Source organism: Candidatus Edwardsbacteria bacterium RifOxyA12_full_54_48 (genome assembly GCA_001777915.1).
GTDB lineage: Bacteria > Edwardsbacteria > AC1 > AC1 > EtOH8 > UBA2226.
The window spans coordinates 52,280-65,119 of record MFFN01000005.1; the positions used below are offsets into that span (position 1 = coordinate 52,280).

Annotated in this window: 8 protein-coding genes and 1 tRNA gene; all 9 read left to right on the forward strand. The window is 51.6% G+C overall.

What is annotated here, in order from left to right; genetic code table 11:
* The first annotated feature begins 10 nt into the window (after window positions 1-10).
* A complete protein-coding gene (locus A2273_08700; GenBank protein OGF07009.1) occupies window positions 11-994 on the forward strand; it encodes a hypothetical protein in 984 nt (327 codons plus the stop codon).
* 203 nt (window positions 995-1,197) lie between these two features.
* The gene (locus A2273_08705) at window positions 1,198-1,695 is read left to right on the forward strand and encodes a hypothetical protein (protein OGF07010.1); all 498 of its coding nucleotides are present in this window, start codon (window positions 1,198-1,200) and stop codon (window positions 1,693-1,695) included.
* A 254-nt stretch (window positions 1,696-1,949) separates the two neighbouring features.
* Window positions 1,950-2,027: transfer RNA gene (locus tag A2273_08710), tRNA-Val, on the forward strand.
* A gap of 433 nt (window positions 2,028-2,460) precedes the next feature.
* Window positions 2,461-2,970 carry a hypothetical protein gene (locus A2273_08715; GenBank protein ID OGF07011.1) on the forward strand — a complete coding sequence of 170 codons (510 nt, stop codon included), beginning with the start codon at window positions 2,461-2,463 and terminating at the stop codon, window positions 2,968-2,970.
* A 190-nt stretch (window positions 2,971-3,160) separates the two neighbouring features.
* Window positions 3,161-4,123, forward strand: a complete 963-nt coding sequence (locus tag A2273_08720) for a hypothetical protein (protein ID OGF07012.1) — start codon at window positions 3,161-3,163, stop codon at window positions 4,121-4,123.
* Complete coding sequence (locus tag A2273_08725) at window positions 4,124-6,565, forward strand: hypothetical protein (protein ID OGF07013.1); 2,442 nt, start codon at window positions 4,124-4,126, stop codon at window positions 6,563-6,565.
* Between the two features lie 268 nt (window positions 6,566-6,833).
* A complete protein-coding gene (locus tag A2273_08730; GenBank protein ID OGF07014.1) occupies window positions 6,834-9,407 on the forward strand; it encodes a hypothetical protein in 2,574 nt (857 codons plus the stop codon).
* 192 nt (window positions 9,408-9,599) lie between these two features.
* Entirely contained in the window at window positions 9,600-10,847 is a 1,248-nt protein-coding gene (locus tag A2273_08735) for a hypothetical protein (protein ID OGF07015.1), read from the forward strand.
* The gene (locus A2273_08740) at window positions 10,847-12,742 is read left to right on the forward strand and encodes a hypothetical protein (protein ID OGF07016.1); all 1,896 of its coding nucleotides are present in this window, start codon (window positions 10,847-10,849) and stop codon (window positions 12,740-12,742) included. Before A2273_08735 ends, A2273_08740 begins: the two co-directional genes overlap by 1 nt.
* Window positions 12,743-12,840 lie beyond the last annotated feature (98 nt).

Sequence of the window (12,840 nt, forward strand, 5' to 3'; positions counted from 1 at the left end):
AGGGGAGCTTATGATATTTAAAAAGTCCTATTCCTTCATCATCCTGCCGCATCACGGGGAGCAGGGAAAGTCGGTGTTCTTTCACTCCTGGTGGCTGAATGCCATTTTGCTGACAACTATAGCGGCGGCGGGTATCTCCGGCTTTTTCATCGCCCGGCATTACCTGTTCCACCATAAGCTCAAGACCGCCTTCGAGCCCACCTTCAAGGAGAACGAGGTCTTAAAGGAAGAGCGCAAGGGATATGACCAGGTCAAGGACTCTTTATCCCACGACATCTCATCGCTCCAGGCCCAGCTTAAAAAGGAGCGCAGCAATTATCTGGCCTCGGTGGGCAGCCTGGCCCGGCAGGTGGATAATCTGCGAAAACTGGCGGTCAAGGTCAAGATCCAGGCCGGCTTCAAGACCGCCAACATAGTGGAAGAGGGGGAGGCCGCCGGCGGTCCGGAGTCGCCCATCACCCTCGGCCGATATGATATCAATATGCCTGTTGAAACGGCCCAACTGGAGGCCAGGGTCATCCCCGATATCTTCCAGCAGGTTTCTGAGCTTAAAAAAATTGACGGTTATCTGGAGACCAAGGAATGCCTGCTTTCGGCTACCCCCGAACTGGCGCCCCTGTTTGGCAAATTGACCTCCACTTTCGGGGTCAGGAGATGGAAAAGGAGCGGCCATTCGGAGAACCATTACGGACTGGATATCGCCGTGCCCCGCGGTACGCCGGCAAGCGCACCGGCCGAGGGGGTGGTGACCATCAGGAGCTGGGTGGGCGATTACGGCAATCTGGTAGAATTGGACCATGGAACAGGTTATACCACCAGATTCGGACATCTCTCTAAATTCAATGTTGAGATAGGCGATCGGGTCAAAAAAGGCCAGGTGATCGGATTTGTGGGCTCCACCGGGCGCTCCACCGGGCCTCATCTGCATTATGAAGTCCGAATGAACGGCACCCCGGTAGATCCCATTGGCTATATGGGCGATCTGGGAGAATAATTTAAGAGTTTCAAAGCCCCGGCGTTTTACACGCCGGGGCTTTGTCATTAGCTTGGTTCTTTTGTCAAAAATATGTGACAAATATTTGAAATAATGAAATATATATTTTCAAAATTATTCATCTAACACAAAGGGATCCAATATGATATAAAGATTGATTTATTATGGCATGCTCTGTGCTTTAATTACTGTTAGGAGAAAAAATGAAAAAGCATGTCAAAATAATATCAATCATGGTCCTGATGATAAGCGCAAAGTTCGCATACAGCCAAACCGTTGCCTTATTGACTCCCAGCGATGTCACTCGGACAGTTAACGTATCGGTGAGCGTAGCCAAAAAGGCCAGGCTCGAAGTTCTGAGCGCATCAAATATTTTAAATGTCGGCAACGAAGATAAAGCCAGAGGGTATGTTGATCTGCCGAAAGCTATTGTTCTCAAAGTGTGGTGCAATAGCATCGATGGCGCCAGGGTAATGGGCCAGATAGAACCTCAGAACAATGAGATAAAAGGTAAAATACTGTATAGGTTGTCCGGAGAAAAGAATTTCTGTGAAGCCACCGGGAGTCTGCACGATATATATGAAAGTTACAAGATCGAGAGAGGCTCTAAAGTTTCATTGGATATAAGATATCTATTGAGCGACAATACGCCGGCTGGCGACCACCAATTTGAAGCATCTTTTGTGGCCGAGCCCAAATGATGGTGGCGTTTAGTATCAAGCCCAATTGGTAAATATAGATCTTAAAACAAAGAGATGTTATATGAACAAGCTAAGGAATATTTAAAATATTCCTTAGCTTGTGTTGCTTTATTTCCGGGCGGGGTATTGCTTGACAAAGCAGTCTAAAATGATATATACTACAATCATACAAAGGCCTTTATTTATGATTGGGTGATCAGCTCAGCTTGTCCTTCACCGGGCAGGCAGAAAGTATTGCTCAGGATTACGCGGTCGGGCGATTAGCTCAGCTTGGTTAGAGCGCCTGCTTTACACGCAGGAGGTCGGGGGTTCGATCCCCTCATCGCCCACCATTTGGACGACGCAGGAGGTCGCCCCGATCTATCGGGGTCATGGTTTTTCACAAATTCACTGTAACTTGGCAGAAGCCTAGATGACAAAGAAAAACGTTAACCACTAAAAGATGTTGCCTGTCCGTCACGACAATCAATAAGCATCAAAGCATAGCTATTATTCAACCTACAATGGCAATACCAAGTTATAAAAGATTATCCTTGTGTATCAGTATTGACGTCTAATAAGTTATATATATGCAAAAAGCAAGAGAAGAATTTGCACATATAAAAAGAAGTTAATTGTAGAAATCTAAATGTGGGGTATTTTAATAATAGAATAACAAAATATTGTGGAACGAACATTGTTCCCAAATGGGAATAAAAATTGCATGCAATTATTGTCAAGACAACAATTAAAAATAATTATCAACTAAACAAACAAGGAGGTAAAATGAAGAAACTTTTGCTTGCCAGCTTGGTGATCGCTCTGTTTGCCGGGATGGCACTGGCCCAGCCTGCGGACGAAACAGCCACCGTGGATGTTCAGGTAACTGTCAATGGTATTTGGTCAATTACGCTGGATGTGGCGGCAATTGACTTTGGCCTGTTGGAGCCGGGCGATATTGCAACGCCGGCAGATGTGGTTGCAACCGTAAGGTCGAATCAAAAGATACCCTGGGGTTTGCAGCTCAACAAGGATCGTGACCTGACCAATGATGTAGCCCTGGAATCGATCCCGTCGGCTAACTTCACCTATGCCGGAGCAGGTGGAGCCGGTACCTGGGTCAATGGTGAGTTTTCCTTAGCACCCGCCACGGCCTACACGTCAGCAACGCCTGCGGAAGACAAGATTGCGGCGGGGCTTGCATTAACAACCACCCTGAGCCTAACCATCCCTGCACCTGCGGCTGCCGGTCTGTACACCAACGTCATCACCTATACTTTGACCGCCACCCCGTAAGCTGGCATTTCAACAAGGCGGGGCATCACTTATTTAAGGGGTGCCCCGCTTTTGACTTTAATTTTAGAGCCCGATCGTGATGAAAAATATCGTTGCAACAACACTGATTACCATTTTATCAACAGCCTTTGCCTTGGGCCAGGGGGCGCTTTCCATAAACGTTTGGCCGTCCAGGGTGGACATTAGCGTTGTGCCGGGTGAGAGCCGGACCGGAGTTATCAGCGTGGATAACAAGGGGAAGGAAAAAACCCAGGTATTATGTTATATTACCGATGTCGGCATGGATATATACGGCGAGCTTCTTTTTCCCGAGGGAGGAACTCTGGCCACATCGTGTGAATCCTGGTTTTTGGTCAACCCGGAAAATTTCTTTCTTTCTCAAGGCACCAACCAGAAGATCCGTTATACTTTAAAGGTTCCGGACAATGCCTCGGGAACCTATCTGGCATCAATTTTTTTTCATACCAAACCTCAGGATGGGGCCAAGAACAGCGGCAGCCGTTTATCAGTCAGGGTTGGCACCCTGTTCGTCATCAATGTCACCGGCACCGGGCACAAGGATGGGGAGTTAAGCTCGCTATCATTGCACAATACGGTTAAAGCCACCACCGCCCAGGTAGAACTGGGGGTTTTAAATAAAGGAAACGTTCTGATCCGCCCCAGGGGTACGGTGGAAATAAAAACCAATGATGGCTGGACGGTCGATAAATTGGCTTTCAATGAGGATAATCAGGCGGTTTTGCCAAAATCCGAGCGGGTCTTTAGGATCCCGCTGGCCAACATAAAACCCGGCAGCTATAACCTGATTGCCATGGTGGATTACGGAGGAGCCGAGATTTTATCCGGAGAGACCATGGTCAATCTGGTGGCGACAGAAGTCCCCCGGCACGACTGGCCGATACCGCAGTCGAAAAGCCCCATGAAAATCTCCGGCAAAGCGGCCAAGCCGATGGAGCCGGCGGTCAAGCTTTCCCCCGAGGAGATAAAAAGCCTCTTTAGTCTGGCCACCAAGCAATATACGACGGGAGATTATCAATCTTCTTTTTCCACCTGGCAGAAACTTTTAAAAGCCGACCCCGGAAATACCACCGCCAGAAAGAACCTGGAACGGACCAAAGCCAAACTGGACGCCTTGAAAAAAATAAAAGGTTAGATGCGCAACTTTCTTAAAATCACATTTATACTGCTGATATCCGGCCCGACCCTGACTTGGGCTGCGGAGCAGCTTTATTTTACCTATGGTTTTGAGGAGGGCAATAGTTTGGTCGGGCAATACTACGGTCAGCAGGAATACCGCCATACCCTGAAAAGTGCTCTTGAAAAGAAAATGGACAATTTTAAGCTTTTGTCCGAATTCTCAATGTACTACAGCAGCCTGGAGCAGATTCACCTTCAAACCGTCAGGCTGGCATTCAACCAGATGTCTTTCGGCCACAGCCTGCTCAGTGTAGGCTTGGGGGATAACAACCCCAACCTGCCCTACAATGCCGGTCTCTGGAACAACCGCATACGGGGCGCCAGTGCTGATTATCAGTATGATAATTTAACTGCCGGGGTATTCGGGGGAACCCCCTCGGACCTTTATCGGGAAAGCGCTTCGTTAAGCAGCCGCAATGTGCTGGGTTCATACTTGGGTTATAAACCGGCCGCTTGGTTTTCCGAAAAGATATTCCTCTATAAGGAATCCAGCAGCCTGCCTGCCGACTCCCTTTACCGGAGGGCAACCGGGTTTGGCCAGCAGATGGATATAACGATGTCCCAGGGCTTAAGTATGATGATGGCTACGGCCTGGAAGAAACGCCAAGAGGAGAGGACCGGAGTGATCATCTCCCGCTCGGCTCCCTGGGTTTCTGCCAACATCGCCTGGACTGCCAAAAAATACAGTTTCTCGGCCGGCCTGGACTTTCTGGGAGCCAATTTCCGTCCCCTACAGACCAAGAATTATTACGGCCCCAGGTTCTACGCCAGCTGGAGGCCGAACGAGATAATAAGAATGGACGGCAGATTTACTAACTACAATGCCGACGGCGATACCCTCTATCCCATGATCACCAACAGCTGGGGGGCGGGCTCCAGTGTCAAATTATCAAACCTTCCCTCTCTGAAGGTCAGCTATACCAGCCGAGATAACAAAGTTAGCTGGGGCGGGCCCAATGCCAGGCGGTATGTTTCCGATGGACAAACGATGGAATTGAGCCAAAAGTTTAACCAATTGGAAATGAAATTCAAATACCAGGTTGAAAACCGGGAAGAGAAAATAGATCAGTCAATGGACGCCTCCCGGCAGCTGTGGATGGTAAAACCACAGTACCGGTCGCAGCTGGCCACCTTCTGGCTGAGCGGGGAATTTGACCGGTGGAGCGATAACCGGAGGACAACCTCCGGATATTACAATCGCTACCGGGCTGGAACCAATGCCGGGCTATGGAGCGGCAGCCGGGCCATTGTCGAGCTGGGATTCAATCAGCGGGTCGACCAACGCGACAGGAATAATACAAGCATGGTTGCCAGCCTGAATTTGAAATTCAACCTTTCGAAAAAATACTTGCTGGACCTCTCCTGGTGGAACGAGAACAATATCGCCCAGGATACCGGCTTCTTCTACCTGCGCGACAGGTCGCGGCTGGGCCTTTTCGTCACCAGAAGGATCGACATCTCCGGCAACGATCTGGAGGGGTTGGTGTTTCTGGACGCCAACAAGAATGGCTTTCAGGACGCCGGGGAATTCGGATTGCCCGGGATAATCTTGAATCTTTCCAACGGCAGAAAGACCATCACCGATGCCAGGGGAAAATACTCCTTCACCAATATCAACAGCAGCAACCCAACCGTTAAAATAGACATGGCAAGCCTTTCGGCCGAATATAACATCATCGGCGCCGGAGAGAAGCAGGCTTCCCTGGGGGGCTGGCGGTCCACCCTGGTCAATTTTACCGTTTCGGCCCTGGGTGGGATCAAAGGGCGGGTATTTGTGGATAACAACAATAACGGGGTCTTTGACGGAGACGATTACGGAATGTCCGGGGTTATGGTCATAATACAGCCCTCCAACACTGCCGCAATTTCCAACGGTGGCGGCATGTTCCGCATCACCAATGCTCCCACCGGCCAGCAGACACTGAACATTGATCTCAACAGTATTCCACCGGATTACGAGCTAAAAAGCCAGCCTTCCAGATCGATAAACATCAAACAGGGGGAGATATCCAACCACCTGGAATTTGCCGTGGTAAAAAAGATCCGTCCGGTAAAGAAAGTGGTGTTCGGCGGTGTGAGCACGGTCAAGATAAATACTTCTCCAAGAGCAGAAGCGGCACCCAGGTCCGCTGGAAGCGAAAAACAAGCAGCCAGGGCCCCAAAACAGCAGGATAGAGTTACCATTAAAGCCAAAGAACCACCACCGTCCAAGCTGTCAGCCACTGAAATTGATGCCCTGTATAAGGAAGGTACGAAGCTATACAGCTCCGGGGATTATCAGGGGGCCTTAAAGATCTGGCAGAAAATATTGGCGGCAGATCCCGGACACAGCCAGGCAAAAAGAAATCTGGAAAAAACCCGACAAAAATTGGATGCCTTGAAAAAAGCCAAGGGATAAAATCAAAAATAGAGAAAGCGGCTCTATCTGGAGATAGAGCCGCTTTTTATGTGCAAAATTTTAACAAAAATTGCAAAATATCATAGTACTGGGAGTAGTTATTGCATTTGTGATTTGGTATTTAATAAGGTATTACTATCCGCCAGTCTATAGTTTATCATAACTATAATGCTTCCATAGTCTTAAATTGATATCAGCAAATTCCTGATCGTAGGTATGAAATTTGTATGATATGTAGTTAAGTAAACACAGTAAATGACGGGTATTTATGAAAAAGGCAGCACTTTTAATAATATCTTTTGCCCAGATATTTTTTGTAAAGCAAATTCTGGCCACGGATTATTCGGTCATTATAAAATGCCCCGCCTATATATCCGGCCAGGCGACGTCCGGCACCGGGAATCCCTTTGCGGTTCTGGTGGGAATTGTCCCCGATACCACCGGCGAGGATTTTGTGGGCAGATGCCGCATCGGCAGTTCCAGCACCACTGCCGGGAACAACCATTTCCACTGGCAGGACAGCACCGCCTGGGACGGGGGTGTGCGCAATACCTGGGGCGGCGATCTGACGGCATACTACAATTCCAGGCATATTGCCTCCGCCGATTCCGGAGAGACCACCAAGGTCTGGTTCGTCACCAAGTGCGATACCACCCCCCAGTCGCAATACATCCTGGCCAGGATCCGAAGGCTGGTGGATACCACGGTCACCGGTTCAAACCGCGATTCTCCCCGTCAAATTGTGACGGTGATGAACATGACCGCCCAGGGCGCCTGGATGGAAGGCCATGTATACAGCGATCCGTCATATTCTGCGCCACTGGCAAACTATGTGGTGCTGGCTTACCGGGCGGACACCATCGTCGGTTCCTACATCACCGAGAACAACACTATAGTCGAAGGATATGATTCGGGCGACCCCGGTTACGTCATGTTCACTGCCCCGGCCGGGACCATCGATTCCTTCAAGGTCAGGGATATGTCCGATAACCCGGTCAATTTCTACGTAAAAAGCACCCCGCCCTGGACCATCACCGCCGGGGACACCACAAATTTCGACATCCTGCCCAACGTTCCCACCATCGTCTACACCTCGCCGGCAAACAATGCCGCCAATGTTGCGATAAATTCCCCCATTAAGATCGGGTTCAACAAGGCCATCAATCAATCCAGCTTTGCCTATAGCTGTTCCACCGGAACCTCCGGCTGGTCGGTCTCCTGGAACGGCGCCGGCGATACGGCCACCCTGACCCATGCTAACTTCAGCTATGTGACCACCTACAAATTTCAGGTGACTGCGGCCAAGGACCTTTCCAATAACGATCTGGTCCCGGGGCCCAAACCCAACCCCTTCCGCTTTGCCACCCAGCCGGACCCGGCCACCATCCCCCTAAAGATCATCTGCCTGGATGTGGGCCAGGGCGACGCCACCTTGGTGCTTTCGCCCTCCGGAAAATCGCTGTTGTTCGATGCCGGCGAGACCGGCCGGGGGTATGGCAAGATCTGGCCTTTCTTGAGGGACAGCGTGAACCTTCACCACCTGGACTATACGGCGCTCAGCCATTACCACGAGGACCATATCGGCGGAATGGACGAGGTGATCGACAGCCTGGGGGGCCGGGATTCAATCTTAGGCTGGGGATACGACCGCGGCGGAACCTACGCCTCAACCGCCTTCACCGATTACAACACAGCTCTGGGAGCCAAACGGAAGACCATCGGACTGAGCCAGGTGATAGATCTGGGATCCGGGGTAAGCGCCAAATGCGTGGCGGTCAACGGCCAGACCTACGGAGACAACATCTCTCCCTCCGATGAGAACGATTTCGGCGCAGCCCTGCTGATACAATACGGCGGGTTCAGGATGATCGTATCCGGCGACCTGGGAGGATATAATTCGGGCGGGTACAAGGATGTGGAATCAATCCTGGCCCCGGACCTGGGCGGGGTTTCGGTGCTGCATGTCAACCACCACGGCTCGCAATACAGCAGCAATCCCACTTGGATTGCCAGCCTGGATCCCAAGGTCTCGGTCATCTCGGTGGGAAACAACGGCTACGGACATCCCACCCAGCTGGCGTTGGACCGGCTGTGCAGCGATCCCGGGGCGAATAATTATATCTACCAGACGGAGCTGGGATCGGGCGGCACCATTCCGCCGGGCCGGGGGGAAGTGGTGGGCAGCAACATCTGGATAGAGGTGACGGCCGATACCTTTACCGTCAACAGCAGCGACAAATACCCCAATCCGGTGCAGCTTTCATTTTTAACCGCAAGTGCCGATGCCCAAGGCCGGGCTGAGATCAAATGGCGCACCGAGAGCGAAAAAGACTGCGACAGATGGGAGGTTGAACGGACGGAAGATCCTTCCGCCAGTTATGTCAGGATCGGAGAAACGGCCGGGAACGGGACCACCAATCAGCCCTCGGAATATATATTCACAGATCCCCATCAACTGCCAGCGGGGGATTATTATTACCGGATCGCCCAATACGATTTCTCGGGCACGATAACTTATTATGGGCCGGTGAAGTTGCCGCTGGATGGCGGCGGGCTGCTGCCTGCCGAATTTAAACTGGGGAGCAACTATCCCAATCCGTTCAGCCGGGACACCAAAATAAACTATCAGATTCCCGGGGCCGGGCGGGTCAGCCTGGCGGTCTACAACGTGGCCGGACAGTTGGTAAGGACCTTGGTCAATGAAAACCGGGGGAGAGGGAAATATCAGGCGGCCTGGGACGGCAAGGACGGCACCGGGAAGGCTCTTCCCAACGGGGTTTATATGTTCCGGCTGTCGGCCGGAAACGCCAGCGGCTTAAGAAAAGTGATGCTGATAAGGTAGGCCATATCTGTTTTGAAAGGCACCGAGAAATATCGGTGCCTTTTTATTATATAATTTTCCTTGACAGTTTAATTATATTTGACTATACTATAAACGATATAAACCCCTAAAGTGCTAATGAACAATACCTTAAGAATAACGATCGGGCTGGTGTTGACAGCCGCCGTATTGGGTCTTTCCTATTGGGCAATTATGCCTGCCGGAAAGAAGCCCGGGGCTGCCCAGACCGACGAGTTGAAGATCCGCTCCGAGCTGGTGGCCAAGAACCTGGCCCGGGTGGTCTCGGATCCCTTTGCCAACCAAGACGACCTGGCATTATCCGAGATCATTGCCCAGACCAAACAGGATTATTCCGAGGTGGCCGACCTATATCTGATCAATCTCAAGGGCACTGTTGCCGCATCCAGCAACGAGACCGCAGTGGGGGACGAGTTGATCATTCCCTCCGGCATAAAAAAACTGGCCGGGGAATCGGTATTGGTTCAAACTGCGGGGAATCCCAAATCCCCGGACAAGGTGTACTGGGCCGCCGCCCCGGTATTGCTGGGGCGGGAGAGGATCGGCAGCGTCTACCTCCAGCTTAAAGGCAAGGCCAAGACAGCAGGGGCGGTAAAAACCCCGCAGTCCATCTATATCCTGGCCGGCCAGGCCGCAGCCCTGGTGATGATGTTCCTGCTGATGATCTTCGGTCCCAAATCGAAAGCGGCCGAGGTCTCCACCGAAGCCTTCGACAAGCTGGAACAGAAGAAAAAGGACATCGAGAAGGATCTGGAGAACAAGCGCAAGGAGCTGAAAAGGGTGGAGGCCGAGGCCGCCGACCATAACCGCTGGCTGGAGATGTTCCGTTCCGAGGAGAACGACCTGGCCGGCCAGGTCAAGAAGCTGCGCGAGGAACGGGGACAGATGGATAGTCATCTGGATGAGGGACGCAAACAGCTGATAGAATTCGAAACCCTGCTCAGGGAGAAGCAGACCAAACTGGAGGAGGTCAGCAATCATCTGTCGGACCGTATACAGGAGGGCATAGAACTGGATAAGAGACTGGAGCGGGTCCAGCACCAGGAGGCAGAATTGAACCAGCGGATGGTGGAACTCAAGAAGGGTGAGGAGAATCTGGCTCAGTGGCTCAAACAGTCCAAGACCGAGGTGCAGAACCTGGTCCAGTTCATAGCAGAGAAACGGGTGGAGGAGAGCGAACTGGAACAGACCATCGAGGAGAGACAGCGCTTGAACGCCGAGTTAGAGGAACGGGGGCAGCAGTTGCAGTCGCAGATCGCAGAACTGGCCAATGTCTGCGAACAGTGGAGCGCCGAGCATGAAAGGCTCTCCAACGAGGTCTCCGAAAAACAGCAGAACCTGACGGCCATCATGCAGCTGTTGGAAGGCTCCCGGACCAGGTTAGAGAAACTTCAGAAACAGGGATCGGAGGTATCCTCCTGATGAGCGACTATTATTCACTGCTGGGCGTCCGCCGGGAAGCCAGCACCTCTGAGATCACGGCAACCTACCGAAACATCCTGAGGGAAAAATTTCAGGAAGCGGGGTATAGTTTCCTTTTTTCCGATGTCACCCAGGCCTACCGCACCCTGTCCAACCCCCAAAAGCGCAAGGACTATGATCTACTGCTGCAAAAGGTGGTGGGCAGATACATAGTGCAGAATCCCAACAATCCTACACCGGCCGATAAGAAATATCAATCCGGGCTGAATGCCATAGAACAAAAGAGATTCCAGGCAGCGGTTGATTTTTTCACCCAGGCCATAAAAATCGACCCCGAGAAGAGTCATTTTTACAGCCAGCTGGGACTGGCCCTGGGGATGTTCAATGGCCGGCTGGCCGAGGCCGAAAGATACTGCAAAAAGGCCATAGAACTTGAGCCCGACAATCCGGAGCTGTGCTACAACCTGGGTTTTCTCTACCAGAGGCACAACCTGGTGGATGCCGCACAACAGGCCTTTCTGCAGGCCCAGCAGGCCGAGCAGGATCGATGGGGGACCGTATTTAACCCAAGCAACGCGGTGATCGAATTGCAGTGGACCGAAGATGAGGAGAAGCCAGCAAAAGGACCGGAGCCCATCGAAGATGAATTGCCGGGAGATACCGCAGCCCAAGAACCGACGGAGGCGCCGGAATTAGTAGAAGACGAGTTGTCGGAAACAACCGAACCTGCGCCCGCCGACCTGTCCGCTGCAGCGCCAGCGAAGGAGGAAGATCTTCGATCCGCCGGCGGGGCTGAAGATCTGTCGGAGGCGTCAGAGATAGACAAAGAGACTGAAACCATCGAAACGCCGGGGACTGCCCAGGAAAAGCCCACTGAAGACGAAACGATAGACTATTTTGAGGAACCGATAATACTCAATGACGGGCCTTCGATGGAAACTGCAGATACCGAATCATGGGCTGAAGAAATAAAACCCGAAAAAATACCGGAAAACAGAACATCCGAAGCCCCGGCTGTCAGCCTGGAAAATGGCCCAGCAGAGCCGAAAATAACTATTGAGCCAATTCAAGCCGAAGCGCCTGAATCAGGGGATCAGGTCAGCCTGGCCCAGATAATAGACGACGACCATGAGTATCTGTCCACTTCAGAGGTGGATGGTAAAAAGGCGAATGCTCCTGAAATCCTACCAGAGATCGGAAAGGGACCCGCCGGTCCAGAAACTGGATCCCAAAACGATTTGGAGATAGCCTCCAATGCCGTCGATGATGCCGGCCCAGATAGGGAAACCTTAACAGAGCCTGGAGGGGAATCCTCACAAGCAGAGGATCAAGTCGATTACGGGATGGTGGTGGACGATGTTTCACCCCAAGCTGGACCGGCAAAGGATCCTGATCGGGATGACGCCCTGCTCAGGGATCTGGCCTCGTTGGAGGCAGAACTGGCCGGGGTGGATGCTTCCTCCGGCATCGGTTCCGGGGATAACGGGCTTCTTTTGGAGATGAAGGGTCATCGGGAGGTCGGGCAATACCCGTCTACTGATGCCGCCGCATCAGACAAGCCCTGGCTGACATCCCAGGAAAAAATCGAGCCGGAAAGCACCAGTTTGGATGATCTGGAGGATGAAGCCTTAAACCTGCTGCGAGAGTTGGGACTGAATCCCTCTGAATATGCTCCGGATGACAACCAAGAAACGAACCAGGGTGGCGTAAAGGAAGAGGGACAACCGACTGATACCGCGGAGCGGTTCGAATCTAGTGATACCGAAATGGAGCCGGAACATGATGATCTGGAGGAATTGAAGAAGATCGAAGAAATGGAAAGAAAGATGGCCGAGGAACTGGAGCGATTGAAGCGGGAGCGGGAGAAGCTGAAGAAAAAGAAGAAAAAGAAGTAAACTTGTACCGGCAGATGTTCTTTTCGTGCGCATTTAAGCGCAAGGGTGTTGCTTTTTCATATGATGGCATACCCCATCTAAATCCTTAAATGACAAAC

Excerpts from the sequence above, each read along its gene's own strand:
- A2273_08700 (OGF07009.1), top strand. The coding sequence starts at position 11 with ATGATATTTAAAAAGTCCTATTCCTTCATCATCCTGCCGCATCACGGG.
- A2273_08705 (OGF07010.1), top strand. The coding sequence starts at position 1,198 with ATGAAAAAGCATGTCAAAATAATATCAATCATGGTCCTGATGATAAGC.
- A2273_08715 (OGF07011.1), top strand. The coding sequence starts at position 2,461 with ATGAAGAAACTTTTGCTTGCCAGCTTGGTGATCGCTCTGTTTGCCGGG.
- A2273_08725 (OGF07013.1), top strand. The coding sequence starts at position 4,124 with ATGCGCAACTTTCTTAAAATCACATTTATACTGCTGATATCCGGCCCG.
- A2273_08730 (OGF07014.1), top strand. The coding sequence starts at position 6,834 with ATGAAAAAGGCAGCACTTTTAATAATATCTTTTGCCCAGATATTTTTT.
- A2273_08735 (OGF07015.1), top strand. The coding sequence starts at position 9,600 with ATGCCTGCCGGAAAGAAGCCCGGGGCTGCCCAGACCGACGAGTTGAAG.
- A2273_08740 (OGF07016.1), top strand. The coding sequence starts at position 10,847 with ATGAGCGACTATTATTCACTGCTGGGCGTCCGCCGGGAAGCCAGCACC.